Here is a 24,458-nt window from a genome sequence, read left to right on the forward strand (position 1 = left end):
CTCCTAATACTGCCTATTGTGCAGCTATTCAAATCCATGAGCTGCCAACCTTAGGTACTGCCCGCCCTGGCTTTAGGCGTTACAGCGCCAGCAGATTATAGATTACCTGCGCGCTTTCAGCACGAGTCAGTTGTTCCTGAGGAGCAAATACACCGTCTTCTCGGCCCAGCAACAGCCCAAATTCCACGGCAGTATTCACCTCAGACTTCGCCCAATCGCTGATACGTAATGCGTCGGTAAAGGTACTGGCTGCTGCCTGAACATTAAACTTCTTGTCTTGCTTGACCTCAAGCGCCCGGACAAGCATAACAGCCATCTCTTCACGGGTGATTGTAGCACTCGGCGCGAAAGCATCCTCGCTCCGCCCTTTAACAATACCCAACTGCGCTGCTGTTGTTACATAAGAAGCATACCAAGCGTCATCCGCAACATCTTTAAAATCGTTCTTTCCTTGCCCGTTCACGCCAAGCGCACGGATTAAGAGCGCGGTGAATTCCGCACGGCTGACGCTGCTTTTTGGTTCGAATACACTAGCCGATACACCGGTCACGACCTGCTTAGCTGCCAGTGATTTAATCGCAGGAGCAGCCCAATACGTCTGCGGCACATCCTTGAATGTGGTATTGATCTCAAGTGCGGCATATTTACTGAAATGTGTAACCTCAGCGGTTATAGTATCGCCCTGAATCACGCCGCCAGCGTACTCCGGTTTCCCTTGATCCGGCAAGTGGAAGACGCCGGTCCATTCCTTGTTCGGTTGACCTTTGAGCTTGAAGGACAAAGTCAAAGGCTGCTGGAATACCGTTACCGGGATGCGGCTTCCGTCTTTTTTAACAACATATAGATTGAAATCATAGATATTCGATACGGAAGTGGTGCGTACGCCGTCCTTGTTCAATTCATCCAACAGTGACCGGACGGCAGTTTCCTGCAATGCACTGATTTCGAAAAGAATCTGGGCCGTCTCCGCATCTTCTCCAGATACACGCCCTAACAGGTCTGCAAGCAACTTATTAGGAAGTGTAATACTCAAAGAATCTGTCTTAATAACCAGACTATTGGTTCCCAATACCTGTGCAGCTTGAACCGGCAGCAGAACCGCAGTTTTGCCTGGGATAAGCCCCACTTCAACCTTGCCGTCTTGGCTACCCTTCAGGCTGTCCACGGATACAATCTGCGGGCTACTGGACGGTGCAGTGGTTGAAACCGTGCCAGGAATGGAGCTCTGCGCTGGTAGTGCCGTAAATGGCGACGCAGACTCTGGTCTAGGTGTTGCCACCGGTGCTGGCGTTGCTTCCGGTGTCGATGTGGCATCTGGTGTAGGTGTGACCACAGGTGTTGGCTTCATCTCAGGCGTCGGTGTTGGTGTCACTACAGGCGTTGGTGTTGGCGTTGGTTCCAAGCCAGGCGCAGCACCAAGAATCACAGTTCCGCCATCATTACGACCAGGCAGCTCAAGCGTAAGCTTTTGATCACCAGATACAGTATAAGTTGTGTTGCTGTATTCGTCTTTGACAAGCGTTCCCGCCGCAAAAGGCACCGGAATCTGAGCAGAGACAGCATCACTCTTGGTGTTGATGACAGTCACTACATTTTCACTGTTGTACTGCTTGTTAAAGGCCAGATAACCCAGTTCGTCCGAGCCAGCCAGCTTGGTCCGTACTCCCTTGGCGAACACTTTGGAATACTTGGCCCGGATATTCAATAGCTTGCTGTAATGATCGTGGAGCCCTTTCTCCGCAGTCAATTGCTCCCAGGGCATATCCGAGCGATTCTCGCTGAACTCGCCTTTGGACATATCTCCGGCATTCTTGCCTGAGCGGCCCAGCTCTTCGCCGTAGTAAATAACCGGCTGTCCCTTGGCCGTTATCTGTAGCGCAGCTGCAACTTTCAGCTTGCCTTTGTCCCCGCCGATATATTCGGACAAGAAGCCGTCTTCATCATGGCTGCTCAGGAATTGCGCCATCATCCGGGCATTGCCGATTTTGGCTTCCCGGTCTTGAAGATAGGCATCGGTATCATTGATTTTACCATTTGTGAAATCACGGGCAGCGCCCTTGAAGCCGAAGTCCAGCAGACTGTCCATCTGTCCACTCTCCAGCGTTCCCCCGTCATTGTCGGTCGTTCCGCCAAAATATTCTCCTACTAATTTAAAGTTTGGATCGATGGCAGTTAGCGCGTTCTTGAAGGCTTTCCATGTCGTATCCTCCACATGCTTCACAGTATCCACGCGGAAATAGTCAATAGTGTCTCCGCGCTGCGTCCGCGCATTGTTCAGCCAACCGCTTTGCCAAGCAATAATTTGCTCGCGCACTGCTGGATCTTCCGTCCGGAAATCTGGCAAGCCTGCGAGTTCACCTCGTATAGGATCTGTGTCCGCAGACACACCATCTGTGCGTAACATGCCGGCAAAACGCGCCTTATCTTCAGGAGTGATGTTCGGACTGTTATCCTCTGGCTTCAAACCGTACCCTGTATGGTTGAGTACAACGTCCACCATGATCTTAATCCCCTTGTCATGCGCCTTGTCGATCAGCTCCTTGAAGGTATCCATATCGCCAAGGTGCTTGTCGAGCTTGGTGAAGTCTTTGGCCCAATAGCCGTGATAGGCGTACTGCTTGCCACCAAAGCTAGCCCCTTGATTAAAATCAATATTATCCACAATCGGCGTGATCCACAGCGTATTGATGCCAAGTTCCTGCAGATAATCGAGACTGTCGATCATCCCTCTGAAATCCCCGCCATGATAGGCTTCGAGGTGATTTTTATCAACATTCTCATTATTACCTGGATCTCCGTCCTTGAATCTGTCCGTCAGGGCAAAATAAATCCGCGCTTCATCCCAGTCAAAATCAAGCTGGTCACCAGAATACGTTCTGGCTTTCACCTCAAGGGTAGCTGTGTGCTTATGCTTGTTGCCATACTGATCGACCAGGACAATCGGAATATTCTTTATTCCCGCCGGGATGGCATCCTTGACAGCCACAGTCTGCTGCATCAGCTCCGTATCCAGCTTCACCTTGGCAGGCCCGCCCAGTGCAGTTAGATCCATATAGGCTTCCTTATACGTTACAGTCTCATCGGAATTCGTTTTAAGGGTTACCACCGCATTCTGATTGGAATGAATTGCAGCGGGGTGTACCTCCGAGACAATGCTGACGTCTGGAATATGGTAGACGACCAGGGACTCGCCATTCACTGTATTTTTCGGATCTGTAAATTCGGTGGTACTTCCATCTTTAGTGACCAAGAATGTGTATTTGTAGGTTCCCTGCTCTATGTCAGTCAGAGAATAGCTGAACCATTCGCTAGCAGGGTCGTATGCCATCGGATATTCTGTACCATTCACCTTGACCTTGACGCCAGTGATTGCGTCTTGGCTTCCACTTCTGAACAAGACCTCATCACGGTATCGGAATGTAATCGTCCCGTCTTTCAGTACAGGGCCACTGATGCTCGGCTTGATATCCAGCTCTTTGACCATACTGGTGACATTGACCTTGGTGAACATCTCTCCTGGTGTGAGCGGAATTAGCCGATCATCCGGGTAATCCTGCTTTGCCGTGTTCCAGTCTGTGCCTTTACGAAGCACAAACCCGACATTCGTAGCGTTCGGTGCCACTTCGATCAGAACGCTTGCGGTTCCTTGTTCAAATGTTGTGAAGTCGATCTGATCGTTCTTGGCGCCAGTGTTCCAGACCCAGAGATTCCAGCCTGTATAATTCTTGTCCTCACGGGTATAGGTAAACTGGACATAACGCTTGTTATCCACTGGTTCTGTAGTGACTTTGACTGTAATCTTCGTCGATAAGCCGCCATAAGAGACAGTAATCATAGCGGTTCCCGCTGATTTGGCTTTGACCAACCCTTTGTTCGTGACTTCAGCCACATCCGGTTGTTCAGACACAAAAGTTGCTTTTGCCGTCACATTGCTTCTGCTGCCATCATCATATTTGGCGAATACAGCACTCTGATGACTGTTGTTCACCTGAAGCGCATAACTCGCAGGATCACTCTCCAGCGAAGTCAGGACAGTTGCGGCAGACGCTTTCTTGATAATTACTGCGGTGAGCGGCTCCAGTGTAATGGAATGGGTCGTCAGATTGAACCCGCTCTGGCTCGCGGCAGGAATAGGTGTTGTTCCGGCCTGAGCACCGTCAACCAGCACCTCACCGTTCGTCAAATCCTCAGATAGCGTAAGCGTTCTAGCGGTGCTATCTCCGTTCATAAACACATAATAGGTGCCGGTGCCATCGGTGGCCTTGTTTTTGTAGCCGATGACGAGATCGGTGGCTTTAACCTCAGGTGACGCAATCAGAGTCACGTTGGAATCCACGAGGCTTTTGTCAGCCAGTCGGAAAGCATTGGTCGATTTCCGCAGCTCCACCAGGCCAGTCGTGTACTTTCTCGTGATATTCTCCACCGGGAAGCTTACTTCATCCGTTGCTCTGCTCCAATCGAACATATTGATAGCATCCGAAGAATCATAAGAGTCATGGATAAAATAACCGAAGGAGACCCCATCCTTATCCTTCATCTCCGTATATTTATCCTCAGGAATGCCGCTGTCCTTCCACTGCTTCGTGCGTCCGTACTCCTGACCCGCATGGATAAACGCCGTGCCTTGAGAAGTCAGCACCAACAGGTTACCCAGCCTGATTCGCTTCTGGATCTCCAGCTCATTCTCCGGGATCGCCGGGTCTTTCTTGATTGACTGCGCAATCACGTCATGGAGCGGCAGATTGTCATGGGCATCAATATACTGCACCATATCGCCTGGACTATCCGCAGGCGTATTGGACGGCTGTGCCTTGATATTGTTCAGGATCGTGCTGATCTGACGCGCACCGCCTGTAATGAATCTCGGCTCGCCCTCAGAACCAAAGCCGGATTTCAATTCATTGCGGAACTCGTCAGAGAACACCCCGACACTGTCCGTCTTATCCATCCAATCCTGATCCGCACCTTTGCCAGCAAGGGATGGATCAGAGGCCCCACCACCGAAGGTCCGCCAGCCTTCACCGATGAACAGTGCCTTCGGATTTAGCGCAGCAGCGGCATCATAAGCGTTCTGCACCGAATCGTATGTGGCATCGCCCATCATGTCCCAGCGCATTCCGTCGATTTTATACTCGGAGAACCAGTACCTCACAGAATCCACCATCAGCTTCTCGGCCATCTTGTGGTTGGTCGCCAGATTATTGCCAAAGCCACCGATAAAATTGCCATTCGCATCCTGGAACGCATAGTAGTTCGGCACGATGTCGTTCAGCAGTTCTGTCTTCGCCATGTGGGTGTACACCACATCCAGCACCACACCCATACCGGCTCGATGCACAGCATCAATCAGGCCCTTCAATTCCTTGATCCTTAGTTCCGGGTCGGCAGGATTCTGCGAATAAGCCCCGTCCGGAGAGAAATAACTGTGGGGATCATACCCCCAGTTGTACTCATTTCCTTTTGCCGAATAATTCAATTCCCGCTGATCCATCTTCGTCTCATCCCCGTAATACCAAGCCATTACAGGAAGCAGTTGAATATGAGTCACGCCCAAGGACTTGATGTAATCCAGCTTCTTCTCAAAAGCCGCATATGATCCCCAGCGCTTGCCATCCAGACTGACTTCAATAGAAGGGTCAGAGGTGAAATCCCGGACATGCACTTCATAAATGATAGCGTCTTCACGTTTCTCATAACCACTAATATCGGCATAATTGAAGCCAGCAGGATTACTCCCACTCAAATCGACAATCGCCGCTTTACCAACAGTGTCGCCGCCCTCTCCCGGCGCTCCTGTTGTGTCTACCGTGAATACCGCCATGGATTTGGCATAAGGGTCTAGGACATCTTTCGTTACCCCATCATTAGTGACTTCATATTGATAGTAAAAGCCTCTCACATCGCTTGCTGCTGCACCTGTCAGATCTTCCGACTTCAGCTTGACCGACCAGACACCCTGTTCGCCCCGTTCCAGCGAAACTGTGCCCACAAGGACATTAGCGTCATTCTTATCGTAAATCTTGGCTAATACCGAGCTGGCTTTGGGAGCCCACAGCTTCAGTGTCGCCGTCTTCTCGGCGGGATGATAGGTTGCACCAAGATCGTCTCCCGTATAGTTGTACATCTCATCTAGCATTCTCCACCCGGAAGAAGCCGCTACGGTCTTGCCCGCATAAGTCACACTCAGTGGTGTCTGATCCAGTTCAAAGACTTCGGTCTCCACTTCGATCGCGGTGGGGCTGGTAACCGTTACGGATGTAACCGGAATAACGCTTCCCGCCTTATCCTTCACGGAAATCGCTGATTGCAGCGTACCCGAATCGAGCCCGTCCGTCAGGGTGAAGCCCAGAAGGATTTTCTGAGTGGATAGAACCTCAGCAGATACCAATCCGATCGGTACCTCGCCAAACGGAGAGACATAGACATTATTATCGCCTTCCCGTACCCAGAGCTGATTGTAGCGGTCCAGCAGTGTAAAACCTTTATCTCCACCATCCTTATCGCCGTTTGCCGGATTCAGGACAAGAAAGCCGATTTTCTTCGCATTCTCTTTCAGCTGAATATCGGCATAAGCCCCGAAACGGTCTCTTTGTCCATCCGAAAATGGCGTGGCCCCACTCGGCCAATTCGCGGATTCTGCCGCAACATCTCCCCACAGCCACAATCCATGCGCGCCGTAGCTGTTGTCCGATCTAATGTAATGCACCCGCACCGTATTAGCAGGAAGTGTAACCGGCTCATATGGTGTAATTACGTCAGAGCCTTCCTTGATCCAAATTTCGTTCGTCTGCGGTGTATTGATTGCAAAAAACTTGTCCCCGGCATCCTTCGCCTGCGTGCTGCGGTTCACTACCAGGAACGAAAATTTCTTGGCCCCTTCCTTCAGCGGGATGTCTGCATAAACACCATAGGCATCCCTCTGTCCTTCTGGAAAAGGTGTTGCCCCACTCGGCCAGTTCTCGGAAGGTGCTGCGGCACCGTCCCACACCCACAATCCCTGATTTGCATAATCTTCGGACACCCGGTTGTAGTGAACCCGCATGTGTCCGTCTGGTACAGGGCTTACTATACCTGGTTCCGATAAAAGTTGCGTTTCAGCACTTTCACTTTGGGTCGTCTCATTGAGTTCCAAAGCCTCTTCTGTTGCTGCCGACTGAGAATTGTCCACAAGTATGGCTTCCGTCGCTGCTGCCTGTACAACTGCCGGATGAAGCCCTAAGCTGGATAACAGCAGAACAATAACCATCCCTGCCGCAAAATATTTCTTGATCCAAAACGCCCGTTTCATTCCGTTAACCCCTCCATGAATTCCTTGATTTCATCACAAGTGTGCTTTATTCATAGGTTACTGTTCTAATTCTCTCATCCGATTCAACTGCCTGATCCCGGAGTTCTTAAGGAACTCTTTATGTAAGTTTTGCCCCAGTAGTTATCGCATGGCAGGCAGCTTCTTTGTCCTATGGCGGCTTGTCAGGCCTCTGTTAAACACCACATCCTCCTTCACAAAATAAGCCAATGATATTTTTAAAGAAATACATAGCAACGTGAACATCTGAAAACATCACTCTCTAGCGGTTAACACTACTACAAAATTGCGCAAACGTTTGCAAAAAGTTCTAAGAAAAATCTAATCTACTAATAATTACATAACCTTTCTATCATCTTGCGATAAAAAACAATACTTGAAAGCGCTTGCCGCAATTTGATTAACATACTAATCCCAAAATCAAGAAGTTGTCAATAAGATTTTGTAGTATCTCCGTTCAAATCTCACTTCCTAAAATCTCTTTTATGCACAACGTTTGCACTGAAATATATGCAACAAATCATCATTTATACCCTATTTTCTCCTAAAAACTCATGAAATCATCGCTATTCTAGCTCTTTAGTGAAAATATACAAACCTGGTGGCAAAAATCCTGTACCCTCTCCAAAAGTGGCTTTTTCCTTGTCCTGACGGACTTTTTCTATTTACAATTGACAGTACTTCGATTAATATTACTGTGTAAAGCAAACGGTTCCATAAGGAGGTTTCTATGACAGTTACCATTAAGGATGTGGCGAAGAAAGCGGGAGTATCCCCCTCCACAGTATCCCGGGTGTTGTCAGGCCATCCCAGAATCAGCCTGGAAACCTCTCGTAAAGTTAAAGCGATTATGGAGGATATGGGATACACTCCCAATATGATGGCCAAGAGTCTGGTATCGAAGACTACAAACAGTATTTGCATTATCCTTCCGAAACCCGCAGAAGAGCTGTTCTCCAACCTGTTCTTCATGGAATTGATTCGCGGGATTGTTACGCAGGCCAGCCGATCCGGTTACGATGTACTGATTAGCTCCGGTGCGAATGAAAAGGAAGAACTGGAAGCCGTCTCCCGCCTACTGAAAGGGCGCCGTGTGGACGGTGTAATTCTGCTGTATTCACGCAAAGATGACGCTGTGATTGATTTTCTACAGGCGGGTGACTACCCCTTCGTACTAATCGGTAGAAGTGACCGCTATGAGAATATATTATCTGTCGATAATGATAACGTCATGGCAGCGTACGACGCTACGAATCACCTGATTTCCATGGGACATGAGCGTATCGGCTTCGTCAGCGGCCCGCCCAACCTCATCGTTTCTCGCGATCGTCTGGAAGGTTACCGCAAAGCCATGCAGAACAGCGGGTTGACCATGCGTCCGGAATGGATTGTGGAAGGTGAATTCTTGCAGGATAGCGGCTATAGGGCGATGTCTTTCTTCATGAATCTCCCGAACCGCCCCACTGCGCTGGTCGCAGTGGACGATATGGTGTCCTTTGGCGTACTGCGCGGATTGAACGAACTGAAATATAAGGTTCCCGAAGATCTGGCGATTGTCAGCTTTAACAACATTCCGTTGTCCGAGCTGTCCAGTCCCCCTATCAGCAGTATTGATATCGGTATCTACCATCTGGGCTATACTGCCTCGCAGGTACTGATTCAAGGCATACAGAAGCCGAACAATGATGCCGGTTATACGAATAGATTTGTAATTCCACACCGTCTCATTGTCAGGGAGTCTTCCATGCACGCACCAAGCAAGCCGTAACAAACCAGGAACAAATAAATGAAGCATCCAAGCTTCATTTATTTTTTGGATCATTGTTCAAACGTTTGCGCTAATATGCAGAACAATTACTTTCTCGCTCCATTCAAATGCGCATGCCCAGAAGAACTGCCGCGTATATCTTTCTAGGAGGTTCCATTCATGACAACCATTCATGCCTGTTTATTCGATTTGGATGGTGTACTTGTAGACACCGCCAAGTATCATTACATCGCCTGGAAGGAGCTGGCTGATGATCTCGGCTTCCCTTTCACCGAGCAGGATAACGAACGCCTTAAAGGCGTCAGCCGAGCGGCATCGCTCGACATTCTGCTAGAGATTGGAGGGCTAACTGTGGACGAGAACGAAAAGGCTAGGCTGGCTGATAGAAAAAACGCCCGCTATGTTGAGTACATCTCCTCCATGGACAGCTCAGAGATTCTACCCGGTGCCCTTCAATTCCTGCAGGAATGCCGGCAGAATGGCATCAAGGTCGCTCTCGGCTCTGCCAGCAAAAATGCGATGACCATCTTGAACAACACCGGATTAACCCCATACTTCGATGCTATTATCGATGGCACTCATACCAGCGCTGCCAAGCCTGACCCTGAGGTGTTCCTGCTGGGAGCCAAAGCCTTGGGCGTAGAGCCAGCTCACTGTGTCGTCTTTGAGGATGCCGAAGCTGGCATAGAAGCCGCTACCCGTGCCGGAATGGTTAGCGTCGGTATCGGCTCCCCAGCCACCCTTGGCGCCGCCAATATGGTCATCCCTTCCCTGAAAGAGCTGAAAGTTTCGGCGCTACGGGAATCTTTTACCAGTGTTTAACCAACATTAAGTTATACACCTAGCGGCCGCGAAGCGGCCCTGCCTTATTCAATATGAAATGAATAAATAAATGTTTTGGAAGTTGGGAGTGGAAGTAACGGAGAGGAAAAATTGGGAACTGTAGAAGCGATAGCGCTCGCCTGAAAGCTTTCTGCAGGAAAGCTCGCATCGGAAGCATAAGCTAATCAAATTTCTACCCTATCTTAAAGTTTACATAGGAAATAGGATTATAACAGCGATCGAAAGTCCAAACTTTCCTTGGAGTTACTGACCTTTTCTCCCAAGCACCAAGAGAATTTATTTTTTCAGTTTATCCATCCCCAACTTAAAAGGAGCCGATAATCTTGAAGCAATATTTGAAAATTGATGAATGGTCCATTATCGAAGAATCGTTTGATCCGGGAACCCAGGAAATTTCCGAGAGTGTGTTCAGCATCGGAAACGGATATATGGGCGGACGCGCCAATTTCGAAGAGCAATATAGCGGTCACAGCCTGCAAGGCAGCTATATGGCAGGCGTATACTATCCCGATAAGACACGGGTTGGCTGGTGGAAGAACGGCTATCCCGAGTATTTTGCCAAAGTACTGAACAGCACGAACTGGATCGGGATCAATATCGATATCGACGGGACTACACTCGATCTTGCCAAATGCACAGTGACCGATTTCCGCCGGGTCTTGAATATGAAGGAAGGTACGCTGTCCCGCAGCTTCACGGCTACACTGGAAGATGGCAAACAAGTCAAGGTTGAGAGCATTCGCATCGTCAGCATGACCCGCCAGGAAATCGGCGCGATTCGTTATTCCATCGTTCCACTCAACTTCACTGGCCAGCTCTCAATTACGCCTTACCTGGATGGCGACATCAAGAACAAGGATGCTAACTATGACGAGAAATTCTGGAATGAAGTCGAGAAGAAAAGTGAGGGAGATAGCGGCTATCTCACCCTGAAGACCAAAAAGCTCGATTTTCACGTTACCTCGGCTATGGCCTTCGACATTCTCGTAAACGGCGAGAACACAGCGGCGCAGGCGGAAGCCATCGAGCAGGAAAAATACGTAGGCAGCCAGGTTGCTATAGCGGTACAGCCGAACGATCAAGTCGTGATCTACAAATATGCTGCCAACGTAACGTCTCGCAATCATGGTCTCGGACAACTGGTGGATGCCGCCAAGAATGCACTGCAAAGCGCACGGGAAGCTGGTTTTGTGGCACTTTTGACTGAGCAAGCAGATGCCTGGAGAGATAAATGGAAGGAAAGCGACATTATCATTGAAGGCGACGTGTCCGCACAGCAGGCGATCCGCTTTAATATTTTCCAATTGAATCAAACCTATAACGGTGAAGACGACCGTCTGAACATCGGGCCGAAGGGCTTTACCGGTGAAAAATATGGCGGCAGCACATACTGGGATACCGAAGCGTATTGCGTGCCTTTCTATCTCAGTACGGCAGATGCCTCCATCGCCCGCAACCTGTTAATCTACCGTTACAAGCACCTGGAAAAAGCCAAGGAAAACGCCCGCAAGCTCGGCTTCACCAAAGGCGCCCTCTATCCGATGGTGACGATGAATGGCGAGGAATGCCATAACGAATGGGAAATTACGTTCGAGGAGATTCACCGCAACGGGGCGATTGCCTATGCTATCTATAACTATGTGAACTATACCGGAGACCAATCCTACCTCGGCCAATACGGACTTGAAGTGCTGGTGGAAATCTCCCGCTTCTGGGAAGAACGTGTGCATTATGTAACCCACAAAGACAAATATGTCATGCTCGGCGTTACTGGACCGAACGAATACGAGAATAACGTCAACAACAACTGGTACACGAACCGTATTGCATCCTGGACGATGGAATACACGCTGGAAGCCCTAGCTTACTTGCAAGAGAATGAACCAGCCCGCTACGCAGAATTATTGGAGAAGCTAGAGCTTCAAGATAGCGAGCGGGGCAAATGGAGCGAGATTATCGCTAAAATGTACTATCCTGTTGATGAAGAGCTGGGGATTTTCCTCCAGCAGGACGGATTCCTCGACAAAGAGATCATTCAGGTCAAGGATGTGCATCCAGATCATCTACCACTTAACCAGAAATGGTCATGGGATCGGATTCTACGTTCTTGCTTCATCAAGCAGGCGGATGTGCTGCAAGGTCTATACTTCCTCGGTGACCGTTACGATCACGATACGAAAAAGCGGAATTTCGACTTCTACGAGCCGATCACCGTGCATGAGTCCTCCCTCTCCCCTTGCATCCATGCGATTCTCGCTTGCGAGCTGGGATACAAGGAAAAGGCTTATGAAATGTACCTGCGCACCTCCAGACTGGATCTGGACAACTACAATAATGATACGGAAGACGGCTGCCATACCACAAGCATGGCGGGAACCTGGATGTCGATCGTTCACGGCTTCGGCGGTCTACGCGTACTGAATGGACGGTTGAACCTGAACCCTTCCAACCCAGGTCACTGGACGTCCTATTCCTTCAAAATCATGTTCCGCGGCTCTCGTCTACTGGTTAGCGTAACCGATACCCAGGTAACCGTGACCAATGAGACCGATATTCCGGCCTCGCTCACGATTTATGGTCAGGAATATACAGTGAATGGACTGAGCAATGTGACTGCTCAAGGGACCAACGTTACCGCATAATCTGCCCGTATTCTCCCGGCCCCCGAGGCTGTCTGCTTTCGGGGGCCGGGTACTGTTTAGCGGTTTGTATTCGGATGGAATGTAAACAACCTCAAAGGAGATCTCACTATGAAAAAAGCATTTTGGAAAGAGGCTGTTGTCTATCAAATTTATCCCCGCAGCTTCATGGATAGCAACGGTGACGGCATCGGCGACCTGAAGGGCATTATCTCCCGTCTCGATTATCTCCAGCAGCTTGGCGTAGATGTCGTCTGGCTCTCCCCTGTCTACAAGTCGCCCAATGACGACAACGGTTATGACATCAGCGACTATGAAGATATCATGGATGAATTCGGTACACTTCAGGACTGGGAGGAACTATTGGAAGGCCTCCACACCCGTGGGATCAAGCTGATGATGGACCTCGTGATCAACCATTCTTCGGACGAGCATGCCTGGTTCGTGGAATCCCGTTCTTCCAAGGACAACCCTTACCGCGATTATTACATCTGGCGTCCCGGCGGTCCAGACGGCAAGCGCCCTAACAACTGGAGCTCCATTTTTAGCGGCCCGGCCTGGGAACTGGACGAGACTACTGGTGAATACTATCTTCATCTTTTCTCGCGCAAGCAACCGGACCTCAACTGGGAGAATCCGCAGCTGCGCGATGCGCTCTACAAGATGATTACGTTCTGGCTGGATAAAGGTGTGGACGGACTGCGGATGGACGTTATCAACCTGATCTCCAAAACGCCAGGCCTTCCTTCCTCAGGTGATGCCGAGCTTGGCGGTGGTGGTGAATACTACATGAACGGCCCAAGAGTGCATGAATTCCTGCATGAAATGAACCAAAAGGTACTCTCCAAGTATGACGTCATGACCGTCGGCGAAACGCCAGGGGCGTCTGTGGAAGATGCCATTCTATATACTGGCGAGGATCGGGAAGAATTACAGATGGTCTTTCAATTCGAGCATATGGACGTTGACTCCGGCCCTAGCGGCAAGTGGGAAGTAACACCATGGACCCTGCACCAGCTGCGCGGAATTCTGCATAAATGGCAAGTCGGCCTGGCTGAGCAAGGCTGGAACAGCTTGTACCTGAACAACCATGACCAGCCACGCATGGTATCCCGTTTCGGTAATGATGGGGAGTACCGTGTCATCTCCGCCAAAATGCTGGCGACCCTGCTACATACGCTGAAGGGCACCCCGTATATTTACCAAGGCGAAGAAATCGGGATGACCAACGTGAAATTCCCTGTTCTGGAATACTATCAGGATATCGAGACCCTCAACATGTACCGTGAAAAGGTCACTGAGGGCGGCGCCGATCACGACACGATTCTGAATGCTATTTATGCCAAAGGACGGGACAACGCCCGGACGCCTATGCAATGGGATGGGTCTGCCAATGCAGGCTTCACTACCGGAACACCTTGGCTGCGGCTAAATCCGAATTATAGCGAGATTAATGTGGAGCAGGCAGTGGCCGATCCCGATTCGGTGTTCCACTACTACCGCAAGCTGATCGCGCTGCGCAAAGAGAACCCGATTATGGTCTACGGAGCATACAAATTGCTGCTTCCTGAACACGACTATATTTATGCATACACCCGTACCCTGGACAAAGAGCAGTGGCTCGTGCTGCTGAACTTCAGTGATGTTCCGCAGCCTGTAGATCTTCCATCGGAGCTTGCAGCCGTCAAGGAACTGGTGATCGGAAACTACGGGGAGGCGTCCTCTGACCGCAGCGTTCTGCGGCCATACGAAGCGAGCGTGTATCGGTTAGGGAACTGACGAGGTTCGTGCTAAGCAACTGCAGAAAACCGTGCTCGGTGACTGGCGAGATCCGTGCTAAGCAGGCGTATTCCGGTTAGAGAACTAAAGAGGTCCGTACTAAGTGACTGACGAGACCTGTGATAAGAAGACGTATTCCGGTTGGAGAACTAATGAGGTCCGTACTAAGTGACTGACGAGACCTGTGATAAGAAGGCGTATTCCGGTTGGAGAACTAATGAGGTCCGTACTAAGTGACTGACGAGACCTGTCTCCCTGAGTTATACTATTAGAAAGTTTGAATTTTGAACTGAAAATAAGAAGCTACCTCAACATCAGTGCTTGCTTCGCCAAGTAACGGAACCCAGAGTCCTTATTGCTTATAAATCCAGTTATTCTGGAAGATAACGGACTCCAGAGACGCTATGGGCAGAAATCGTGCTCATATTCCGCTGTTTGGCAGGAAATAACGTCATCTGAGTCCGCTACATATTCGTGGGTACTTCATGTGGAAAATAACGGTTTTACAGTCCGTTAGCTCCCATAAATGAGCCTGAAACTACTGATCCGGTTGTGTTTATGAAGTAGTTTTGACCAAGATCTTGTGGCAACCATTGATTATGATGTTGGGCCGTAAAAAATAGAAAGAAAAGTTTGGAACTGTAGGAGGGATAGCGACCGCCTGAAAGCTTTCCGCAGGAAAGCTCGCATCGAAAGCATAAGCTGTCTCCAGATTTCCACCGTTTGAAACGGAACCAATCAAGAAATCTGGAGACAACAGCGGCCGGAAGTCCAAACATTTTCTGTAGTTACGACCTTACTCTATTTAAAGATATCAGTTCGGTCACCTGTCTTCAGAACGCACGGAAGAACCGGATGAACAGACCCGGGAATGATAGTATGGATTCAGAAGGAGATGGCGCACTTGGAATGGTTGATTCGAATGAAGGATGCTCTGGATTACATGGAGAACAATTTAGAGGAACCGCTGAATATTGATGAGATTGCAAAGGTAGCTTGCTCTTCGCCCTTTCATTTTCAGCGTATGTTCAACCTCCTAACCGGATTCACGGTATTCGAGTACATCCGCAAGCGGAGATTGTCGCTTGCGGCGCAGGAGCTGAGCGTGTCGGACATTAAAGTGCTGGACGCAGCACTGAAATACGGCTACGATACCCCTGAATCTTTTTCCAAAGCGTTCCGTAAGCTGCATGGGGTGTCCCCTTCAGCCGCTCGCGAGAAGGGCGTGCAGCTCAAGGCCTTTCCACGCCTCTCTTTCCATCTATCATTGAAGGGAGATAAAGAAATGGAATACAGAATTATCGAGAAAGATAGCTTCAGAGTGATCGGCAAGTCTATCGAGGTATCCTTGAAAGATGGAGAAAACCTGCGGGAGATCCCAGCCTTCTGGAGTGCCGCCAACGGAGACGGGACCTCTGACCAATTGATTGAGATCGGCGGAAAAAAGGATATCCTCGGGATCTGCATGGGTGTGGACCACCCCAACGAGAAGCTCTCCTATTGGATCGCCGTAGAAGATGAGTCCAATACGGACCCGCAAGAATATGAAACGGCTATTGTTCCCGCCGCCACCTGGGCTGTCTTCACCTCGGTAGGGCCGATGCCGCATACGATTCAGGACGTCTGGAGCCGAATCTTTCAGGAATGGTTCCCCAGCACAGCCTATGAACATTCAGGCGGACCCGAACTTGAACTCTACCCTCTCGGTGATGTGAGCGCAGAAGACTACCGCTGTGAAGTATGGATTCCGATTAAGCAGAAATAAGCGTTACATTTCCCATTACCCAATGAATCTCCATAACCCAAGACGGCCGCCCGAACACCGGGCGGCCGCTTTTCATATCATAGAGCAGATGCTTGGCATTCTATCCCCGCGGCTATTTTCCATTTTGAGAAATGGCTTCGACTTGGTATAATAAACAAATTATGTGGATTATATAAAAAGATCCGATACTCGGTGAAGGAGAATTTCATGTCTACTGTAAAAATTTTTTCAGACAGCACTTCCGATTTGCCACAAGGCTGGAAAGAGAAGTATGATGTCGGCATCGTCCCGCTATATGTAATATTCGACGAGGGTACTTATAAGGATGGAGTGGATATTACGCCCGAAGAGGTATACCGCAAGGTTGCTGCCAAAGGCAGTCTGCCCAAAACCGCCGCACCTTCGCCGGCTGACTTTATAGCAGCATTCACCCCGGTCATTGAGAGCGGCGGCGATATTGTCTATATCAGTTTGTCCTCTGCCATATCTTCTACATATCAGAATGCCCTGCTAGCTGCGGGTGAATTCCCAGATGGAAGAATTGAGGTCATAGATTCGGAGACACTGTGCGGGGGAATCGCCTTGCTCGTCATGAAGGCCGTGCGTGCCGCCGCCAAGGGGCATAGTGCAGCCGAGATCGCAGAGCTCCTTAAGACCGCCAGAAGGAATATGGACACGCAATTTGTAGTCGATACACTAGATTACTTATATATGGGCGGACGCTGCTCCGGTATGCAGAATTTTATCGGCAGCCTACTCAAAATCCGGCCGGTGCTGAAGCTGATTGACGGTAGTATTGTTCCGGTCAGCAAAGTCCGTGGCAAGAAAGAAAAAGCCGTCGAGCAGATGCTTCAGAACGCGCTTCCCGACATCAAGAACATGGATAAGGAACTGCTTATTGTAGCCCATACCATGGCTGAAGAGGATGCAGAGTACCTTAAGCGTGCGCTGCAGCAAGCCACAGGCGCTCAAGAAATTGCCGTTATTGAGGCCGGTTGTGTAATCGGCAGTCATTGCGGTCCGCATACGGTGGGTCTTATGTATTTGCGTGAATCATAATTTCAATACTATAAAAGCAAGCATGGCGGGCTGCCCGGAAGTCAGAAACTGACTACGGGCAGCCTTTGTGATCTGACGGCTAAAGCGCCTGGTCACCAATAAAGTAACCCTTTGGACGACTGTAGTCTACCACCTGTACTTACAGTTCAAACTCGCCCATGTCCTCCTCCTTCAAAAAGGGCAGCATGAAGCGAAAGGTAGAACCTCGCCCCTCCTCACTTTCCACAAAAATCGTGCCTCCCATCAGCTCTACCAACTGTTTACAGATCGCCAGCCCGAGGCCTGTCCCACCATATTTACGCGTATGCGACGGGTGAAGCTGGGAGAAGGATTGGAACAAGAGATTCAGTTTGTTGTCGGCAATGCCGATACCTGTATCCCGTACCGAGAACTCCAGCAGGTAATTCGGCGAATGCGGCAGTACGATGTTCTTCACGGACAAGGTGACGCTACCCTGCTCCGTGAATTTCAAGGCATTGCCTACGAGATTAACAATGATCTGCCGCAAACGGCTGGGATCGGTAGTCAGCACTTCGGGGACACTGGTATCGGCCCACCATCGCAAAGCCAGCTTCTTCTCCTCGGCCTTGGGTGTGAACAGGTCTACAATGCTGGACATCATTTCCCGCAGATCGAACATTTCCGACTGTAGGGTCATTTTGCCTGCTTCCATTTTGCTAAAATCAAGGATATCGTTCAGAATACTTAGCAGACTGTAACTGCTGCTGCGCAGAATCTCCGCATAGCTCCGCTGCTCCTCGCCAAGCTCCGTCTCCAGCAGCAGATCCGCCATCCCGATCATCCCGTTCATCGGCGTCCGGATCTCATGACTCATCATGGCCAGAAAGTCGGCCTTGGCCCGAGCAGCCTTCTCTGCAAACTCCTTGGCCCGAATAATCTCCCGCTCGTTCGTAATATCGCTGAATACAATAACAGCGCCTTCGATCGTACCATTGTCCACGATTGGAGCTACCCGGTAATTCACTAAAAAGCTGGTTCCATCCTTACGCCAGAAGATTTCTTCCTCCATACTACGTGTAACCCCGTCTCTGACCGTCCGATTGATTGGAGATTCCTCCAGAGCGTAATGCGAGCCGTCTGAGCGGGTGTGCTGGATATGCGAGAAGCTGTGAATGCCGATGAATTCATCCAGCGTATAACCAAGCATCTCCATTCCCGCCGGATTGATGAAGATCGTATGTCCTGTTTTGTTCACCCCGAAGATGCCCTCTGATACGGAATTGAGAATCAGGCTATGCCGATCGTTCAATTCTTTGAGATGCCCGGGGCTGCGGATATCGTCCACACCAATGTAATTGGTGATGTCTTTGACAATCGCGTAGACGCCTGCCACTTCGTTCTCAGCTTCTATGGGCAAAAAGGTGATGACCACCCGGTGAAATTCCCCGTTAGGACGTACCGTATCCATCTCAAAGCTGGAGGATTCACCCTGAAGCGCCTTGGCAAACTGCCGTCGGCATACCAGCTGATAGTCCGCAGTTGAAGCCTCCAGCACCGAATGGCTGTTCAGTCCTTCAAATTCCACTCCTGACCGTTCCTTGGCAGAACGGTTCACGCCCAGGCAGTTCCCCTCCGTGTCCAAAATGTAGATGGGATCAGGGTGATTCTCATATAGAATAGAGTGGTTTTCCTTATCCATAGCCTTCATCCTCTCCGTACTCCCCCAAGATTAGCTTGTACAAGGGCATCATTGCGTTCAATCCACATATTATAACAAGTTCTGCAGGGTAATTCATGAGTAAAGAGAGGTGTTTTCTATACCAAAAATAGCCTCCTGCACAAGTGCAGGGGCTATTCTATGGCCTAAGGCATCAAGCGATATCCTCTGTTTCGATCTTACGAATAGATAAATACGCAATGGCGATTCCGATAAGGCCAAGGCTGATGGAAACGGCGGCAAAATTGCCTAAGCGCGACTGGTCAAATCCGCCGGAAATCAGCGTCACAAGCACCACCGACGAAATGATCGTGGCTGAGATCGATTTCTTCCGCATCCCGAAGTACAAGGGAATGAGTCCAATCCCTGCTGCATAGAGTGCCCCTGCTCCCAGCTTCACCAATTCGTCTTTCACCAGAATCCAGGTTAGTTGACCAGGAATGATCTGGAAGAAGTGATTGATCCAGAACAACAAGGCCCCTAACACCAGATCTGAAATAATAATCGTACAGAAAGTGAAGAGAAAGACGATCACCAATTTGGCGATAAGTAGCTTTTTACGTGGAATAGGATACATGAAGAGTACGCTAATTGTGTTGCTTCTGTATTCTTCGATAATCAGTCTGCCCAGCAAAGCTGCAGCAAAGATAATGAATACCGCTTTTACAAAAACGAACAATCCTTCAAAAACATCCCCGAATGATGTGAAGGCAGGAACCTGCTCATTCTGGTCCATAAACAGTACAAGTACCATAAAACCCAGGATGATTGGGTTCGCGATGAGCACGCCCTTGATGGTTCCTGTCAATTTATACTTACGAATTTCCAGTGATATTAATTTAAGCAATGCCCTCACCCCCGATCAATTGCAGAAAATAATCTTCCAGCGAATGCTGCTTCCTGCTAAGGCTCGCAATATAGACATCTCCGAGAACGAGCGCTTTGTTCAGTGCCTGCTGCGAAACACCTTCGTCATATACGCGGATGATTCCAGCGTCCATCGCCTTGAAATTCGTGAGACTCAACTTATGCTGCAGCACATAGACCGCCTTGGTGATCTCCGGGGTCGATAGTTCGATATAATCTGTATTGAGTCCACGAATCGTGTCCATCGCTACTTCGTCCACGATCGGAGCGACCCGGTAATTCACTAGAAAGCTGGTTCCATCCTTACGCCAGAAGATTTCTTCCTCCATACTACGCGTAATCCCGTCTTTGACCGTCCGATTGATTGGAGATTCCTCCAGGGCGTAATGTGAGCCATCTGAACGGGTGTGCTGGATATGCGAGAAGCTGTGAATGCCGATGAATTCATCCAGCGTATAACCAAGCATCTCCATTCCCGCCGGGTTGATGAAGATCGTATGTCCTGTTTTGTTCACCCCGAAGATGCCCTCTGATACGGAATTGAGGATCAGGCTATGCCGATCGTTCAGCTCTTTGAGATGCCCGGGACTGCGGATATCGTCCACACCAATGTAATTGGTGATGTCTTTGACAATCGCGTAGACGCCAGCCACTTCATTCTCAGCTTCAATGGGTAAAAAGGTGATGACCACCCGGTGAAACTCCCCGTTAGGACGTACCGTATCCATCTCAAAGCTGGAGGATTCACCCTGAAGCGCCTTGGCAAACTGCTGTCGGCATACCAGCTGATAGTCCGCAGTTGAAGCCTCCAGCACCGAATGGCTGTTCAGTCCTTCAATCTCAGTCCCTGATCTTTCCCTCGCCGCACGATTTACCCCAAGACAGTTGCCCTCTGTGTCCAGGATATAGATGGGATCTGGATGGTTCTCATATAAATCCTTAAACACATATTCTTGCGAAATCATGGGCTTCAGAATAGAATGCTTATCCTCATTCACAACCCGCATCCTCTCCGCTCTCTATAAGATCACTCCAGCTTCAAATCAATCGCCAAATCAGACTATTTCTCTATCATAACAAGATCATTGAACGAATTCATGAGTAAAGAGAGGTGTATTATAGCCAAAAAATAGCCTCCTGGCATCAGACAGTGGCTATTTCAGTGGCCTGAAAGGATCAGGCGATATCTTCGGTTTCCACATTGCGAATCGATAAATAGGAAATTGCAATCCCGATCAGACTAAGGCCAATGCATACAGCAACCATATCACCCAAGCGGTATTGATTGAAATCCCCGGAGATGACAGAGGAGAGAAGCACCGCTGAAATAATGGTAGCGGGAACTGATTTCTTAAGCATCCCGAAGTATAGCGGAATTAGGGCAATGCCAGCGGCATACAAGGATCCGGTTCCCAGCTTCACAAGTTCAGACCATAGCAGCGTCCAGCTCATCTCCCCCGGGAGGATGCCTGTATAATGATTAATCCCATTCATAATGGCCCCCAGGACAAGTCCGGATACGATAATGTTCATTAAGGTGAACAAGAAGATGCAGATTAACTTAGCAGCGAGCAGCTTTTTACGCGATATGGGATACATGAAAAGTACAGTGACTGTATTGTTCTTGTATTCCTCAATCACCAGCTTGCTGATCAGAACCGCGGCAAATACAATATACACCGCCCTCAGTAACATAAATAATCCGTCAAACATATTTTCAAGCGTAGTGAAGGCGTGTGAGGGTTCGTTCCGGTCAATCAGCAGCATGAACACCATCATAGCCAATACTGCCAGATTAGCGATAATTATCGCTTTGGACATGCCCTTCAGTTTATTTTTGCGGATTTCCAACGAGATGAGTTTAAGCAATTCCTTCACCCCCGATCCGTTCCATAAAATAATCTTCCAGCGAATGATGCTTTCTACTAAGATTCTCAACGCCGACATCACCGAGAACGAGCGCCTTATTCAGATCGCTTAGTGTAATCCCATCATCATAAATACGAATCAGACCCGGGTCCATTACCTTGAAATTGTTCAAGCCCAGCTGGTGCGACAGTACGTACACCGCCTTGGTGGAATCCGGTGTAACCAGCTCAATATAATGCGAGTTCCGGCCGCGGATGGACTCCATCGATACTTCTTCCATCAGCCTGCCCTCACGGATTACGCCGATCGTATCGGCAACCTGCTCGATTTCTCCCAGCAGATGGCTGGAGATCAGCAGGGTCATTCCGTACTCCCGGCTCAACATTCGGAATACATCACGCAGCTCCTTGATCCCAACAGGGTCGAGACCATTAATCGGCTCATCTAAAATGAGCAGTTCCGGCTTCGTCATTACCGCTCTGGCAATGCCGAGCCGCTGCTTCATGCCCAGCGAGAATTGTTTTACCGGCTTATTATTAATATCTGACAGCTTTACCAGTTCCAAGGCCGCGGTAGCGGATTGGGGATCATAGTAGCCCATATACTCCCCATGCAGCATTAGATTCTCCCTGGCGCTTAGTTTGTCATAGAATACGGGATACTCAATAATGCAGCCCATCCGTTTCAGCATTTCATAAGAGCCGGGGGTCATTTTTTCACCGAAAAATTCAATTTCTCCGCTTGTCGGCTTGACCAGGTTCGTGATCATTCTCATCACTGTAGTCTTCCCCGCCCCGTTCGGCCCCAGAAAGCCATAAATCTCCCCCTGCTTGATGGTCATATTAACATCGCTTACCGCTTCCTTACCTTGGTATACCTTCGTTAAATTCCGTGTCTGAAGGGCTGTTACCATATCCACTGTCTCCTTTGTCATTCGTCTCATTCATATTTCTTATTGTACATAACGGAATCTTCTTTTTTCTTAACCAATCCTTACGAAATTCTTAAGTTCAGGGACGTTACCGCTCTATGTGGGAAAAAGAAACTGTAAACGCTGTTCGGACATGCGGTTTGCTAACTAATGCAATCGTCCCGTTCATCTGCTCGGTTAATCTTTTCGTAATGGTCAGACCGAGTCCGCTGCCCTGATAGGTTCGATTGCGCGAATCCTCCAAGGTGTACAGCCGCTCGAACACCTGATTCTGATGAGTAGCCGTGATGCCTTTCCCGCGGTCCCACACCTCTATATTCACTTGTGACCCGTTTGTAAAAAGCCGTAAGCCCAGCACACCGCCAGCAGCGCCGTAGTTGATTGCATTTGACAGCAGATTGGATAGAATCCGGTCCAGCGCTTCCTCATTGCCCATGATGTACACCGCTTCGTCCGGAATATCAATCTGCACCTCGCTGCCCTGGCCGCTCAGCATATCGTAGAAAGAGAGGATATTCCTCCGGCACACCTCGTTCACATCGATCCGGGAGAGGGGGATATCACGATCCCCTGCTTCGAGCTTCGCCAGATCAAAAAAGGTATTCATCAGGGAGATCACTTCCTCCGCCTTGCGGTGTATGGTATGCAGCATAACGTCCCGTTCCCGGGCAGGCATACTCTCATCATGCAGGACGGTCTCGATGTACCCCAGTACAACCGTTAGCGGTGTTTTCAAATCATGCGATACATTGGCTAACATGCTCCGCATTTCTTTCTCCAGCCGGACCCTCTCCATACTTGCCTTGTGGTTGACGTCCAGCAGACGATTCAGATCAGTCAATAGGACACGCAGCTCCGGGTTGCGGCTGAACAGCAGCAGCCTTTCCTGTGAACACGTATCCAGAATACTGTTCAGCTTGTGATGAATATAGGCAAGCTGGCGGGCAGTTGTCCTCGACTTTCGGTACTGCCACAGAACGACCAGCAGCAGGATGACAATCACCACGCCAAGGATGGCGATCATTGCACCTCAGCCCCCAGCTTATATCCGATCCCCCACAGCGTCTTGATGTATACCGGCTCAGAAGGATCATCCTCAATCTTCTCCCGCAGTCTTCTCATATGTACATTGATTACATTCTCTTCGCCATAATACTCATCCTCCCACACGCTGGCATAAATTTGGGCTTTGGTGAACACTCTGCCGGGGTTCTGCACCAGAAGCTTAAGAATATGGAATTCCTTGGCCGTAAGCTTCACCTCTGTCCCATTCTTTAAGGTTGTAAAATTATCCAGGTCTACGATCAGTCCCTCCAGGTTAATCATCTGCCGGGCCGGGGCCGCTGCTTCTATCCTAGCGTTCCTCGCTGCGGCATAACCCGCCCGGCGGATCGCTGCCTTCACCCTCGCTACTAGCTCAATCATAGAGAAGGGCTTCGTGATATAGTCATCCGCCCCGAAGCCCAGACCGAGTGCCTTATCTACATCGCTGTCCTTTGCAGACATGATCAGAACAGGGACAAGGCTATTAGCCCGAATCGTCTGTAGAATATCCGTCCCGCTTCGCTTGGGGAGCATGAGATCCAGCAGAACAAGCTCATACGCGCCGCTGCGAAAGACGCGCTCTGCCTCCTCACCGTCATACACCGCCTTGACCTCAAAACCTTCTTTTACAAGATAAGATGAGACCATTTCACTGATGCTTTCATCGTCTTCGATCAGCAAGATCCGCTGCTGCATTCCATCGTCGCCTCCAATAATCAAGCTATTAAATTGCTGGATAATCTTCTATGTAGAGCGCATTTAAAAACAAACATATTTAAGAAAAAAGAGAGCTTATTTAAGAAGGATCGAAGTTAATTAACGGCATTTTCGTACCTTAAATCCTCTGCAACTAAGGGTTTTTGGAGATTAAGTGCAAAATTGTACCTTAAATCTTCCAGAACACCCCATC

General features: G+C 49.4%; 14 protein-coding genes. 6 read left to right on the forward strand and 8 right to left on the reverse strand.

The annotated features are described in order from the left end of the window. Positions 1 to 79: 79 nt before the first annotated feature. Positions 80 to 7,288 (reverse strand): pullulanase, encoded by a 7,209-nt coding sequence (locus AC3Y23_RS20960; RefSeq protein ID WP_379202627.1) that lies wholly within the window; start codon positions 7,286 to 7,288, stop codon positions 80 to 82. A gap of 748 nt (positions 7,289 to 8,036) precedes the next feature. Here AC3Y23_RS20960 and AC3Y23_RS20965 point away from each other — a divergent pair. The 6 genes from AC3Y23_RS20965 to AC3Y23_RS20990 all read left to right on the forward strand — a co-directional run bounded on the left by AC3Y23_RS20965 (position 8,037) and on the right by AC3Y23_RS20990 (position 17,159). Continuing rightward, positions 8,037 to 9,074, forward strand: a complete 1,038-nt coding sequence (locus AC3Y23_RS20965; protein ID WP_379202629.1) for a LacI family DNA-binding transcriptional regulator — start codon at positions 8,037 to 8,039, stop codon at positions 9,072 to 9,074. A 159-nt stretch (positions 9,075 to 9,233) separates the two neighbouring features. Continuing rightward, a complete protein-coding gene (pgmB, locus tag AC3Y23_RS20970) occupies positions 9,234 to 9,896 on the forward strand; it encodes a beta-phosphoglucomutase (RefSeq protein ID WP_379202631.1) in 663 nt (220 codons plus the stop codon). 344 nt (positions 9,897 to 10,240) lie between these two features. After that, on the forward strand, positions 10,241 to 12,559 hold the full coding sequence (locus AC3Y23_RS20975; RefSeq protein ID WP_379202633.1) for a glycoside hydrolase family 65 protein: 2,319 nt from the start codon (positions 10,241 to 10,243) through the stop codon (positions 12,557 to 12,559). A 108-nt stretch (positions 12,560 to 12,667) separates the two neighbouring features. Then, the gene (locus AC3Y23_RS20980) at positions 12,668 to 14,335 is read left to right on the forward strand and encodes a glycoside hydrolase family 13 protein (protein WP_379202635.1); all 1,668 of its coding nucleotides are present in this window, start codon (positions 12,668 to 12,670) and stop codon (positions 14,333 to 14,335) included. Between the two features lie 904 nt (positions 14,336 to 15,239). After that, positions 15,240 to 16,100, forward strand: a complete 861-nt coding sequence (locus AC3Y23_RS20985; protein ID WP_379202637.1) for an AraC family transcriptional regulator — start codon at positions 15,240 to 15,242, stop codon at positions 16,098 to 16,100. Between the two features lie 207 nt (positions 16,101 to 16,307). Further along, the gene (locus AC3Y23_RS20990; RefSeq protein ID WP_379202639.1) at positions 16,308 to 17,159 is read left to right on the forward strand and encodes a DegV family protein; all 852 of its coding nucleotides are present in this window, start codon (positions 16,308 to 16,310) and stop codon (positions 17,157 to 17,159) included. A gap of 139 nt (positions 17,160 to 17,298) precedes the next feature. Here the strand turns inward: AC3Y23_RS20990 and AC3Y23_RS20995 are convergent, their stop codons facing one another. The 7 genes from AC3Y23_RS20995 to AC3Y23_RS21025 form a co-directional block, all read right to left on the reverse strand. Beyond that, a complete protein-coding gene (locus AC3Y23_RS20995; protein WP_379202641.1) occupies positions 17,299 to 18,828 on the reverse strand; it encodes an ATP-binding protein in 1,530 nt (509 codons plus the stop codon). A 163-nt stretch (positions 18,829 to 18,991) separates the two neighbouring features. Further along, positions 18,992 to 19,684 (reverse strand): ABC transporter permease, encoded by a 693-nt coding sequence (locus AC3Y23_RS21000; RefSeq protein WP_379202643.1) that lies wholly within the window; start codon positions 19,682 to 19,684, stop codon positions 18,992 to 18,994. Continuing rightward, entirely contained in the window at positions 19,677 to 20,711 is a 1,035-nt protein-coding gene (locus AC3Y23_RS21005; RefSeq protein ID WP_379202645.1) for a PAS domain S-box protein, read from the reverse strand. Before AC3Y23_RS21005 ends, AC3Y23_RS21000 begins: the two co-directional genes overlap by 8 nt. 169 nt (positions 20,712 to 20,880) lie before the next feature. Further along, entirely contained in the window at positions 20,881 to 21,582 is a 702-nt protein-coding gene (locus tag AC3Y23_RS21010; protein WP_379202647.1) for a DUF2705 family protein, read from the reverse strand. Continuing rightward, a complete protein-coding gene (locus AC3Y23_RS21015; RefSeq protein WP_379202817.1) occupies positions 21,566 to 22,486 on the reverse strand; it encodes an ABC transporter ATP-binding protein in 921 nt (306 codons plus the stop codon). Before AC3Y23_RS21015 ends, AC3Y23_RS21010 begins: the two co-directional genes overlap by 17 nt. Positions 22,487 to 22,592: 106 nt before the next feature. Continuing rightward, positions 22,593 to 23,528 carry a sensor histidine kinase gene (locus AC3Y23_RS21020; protein WP_379202649.1) on the reverse strand — a complete coding sequence of 312 codons (936 nt, stop codon included), beginning with the start codon at positions 23,526 to 23,528 and terminating at the stop codon, positions 22,593 to 22,595. Continuing rightward, positions 23,525 to 24,244, reverse strand: coding sequence for a response regulator transcription factor (locus AC3Y23_RS21025; protein WP_379202651.1), 720 nt, complete (start codon positions 24,242 to 24,244; stop codon positions 23,525 to 23,527). The genes AC3Y23_RS21020 and AC3Y23_RS21025 overlap by 4 nt, the downstream gene beginning before the upstream one ends. Positions 24,245 to 24,458: the final 214 nt, after the last annotated feature.

The sequence above is a fragment of the Paenibacillus sp. MAHUQ-45 genome (assembly GCF_058133325.1).

What these genes read in the sequence shown, in the direction of transcription:
- AC3Y23_RS20960 (WP_379202627.1), bottom strand. Translation starts at nt 7,288, where the DNA reads ATGAAACGGGCGTTTTGGATCAAGAAATATTTTGCGGCAGGGATGGTT.
- AC3Y23_RS20965 (WP_379202629.1), top strand. Translation starts at nt 8,037, where the DNA reads ATGACAGTTACCATTAAGGATGTGGCGAAGAAAGCGGGAGTATCCCCC.
- pgmB (WP_379202631.1), top strand. Translation starts at nt 9,234, where the DNA reads ATGACAACCATTCATGCCTGTTTATTCGATTTGGATGGTGTACTTGTA.
- AC3Y23_RS20980 (WP_379202635.1), top strand. Translation starts at nt 12,668, where the DNA reads ATGAAAAAAGCATTTTGGAAAGAGGCTGTTGTCTATCAAATTTATCCC.
- AC3Y23_RS20990 (WP_379202639.1), top strand. Translation starts at nt 16,308, where the DNA reads ATGTCTACTGTAAAAATTTTTTCAGACAGCACTTCCGATTTGCCACAA.
- AC3Y23_RS20995 (WP_379202641.1), bottom strand. Translation starts at nt 18,828, where the DNA reads ATGAAGGCTATGGATAAGGAAAACCACTCTATTCTATATGAGAATCAC.
- AC3Y23_RS21005 (WP_379202645.1), bottom strand. Translation starts at nt 20,711, where the DNA reads ATGCGGGTTGTGAATGAGGATAAGCATTCTATTCTGAAGCCCATGATT.
- AC3Y23_RS21015 (WP_379202817.1), bottom strand. Translation starts at nt 22,486, where the DNA reads ATGGTAACAGCCCTTCAGACACGGAATTTAACGAAGGTATACCAAGGT.
- AC3Y23_RS21020 (WP_379202649.1), bottom strand. Translation starts at nt 23,528, where the DNA reads ATGATCGCCATCCTTGGCGTGGTGATTGTCATCCTGCTGCTGGTCGTT.
- AC3Y23_RS21025 (WP_379202651.1), bottom strand. Translation starts at nt 24,244, where the DNA reads ATGCAGCAGCGGATCTTGCTGATCGAAGACGATGAAAGCATCAGTGAA.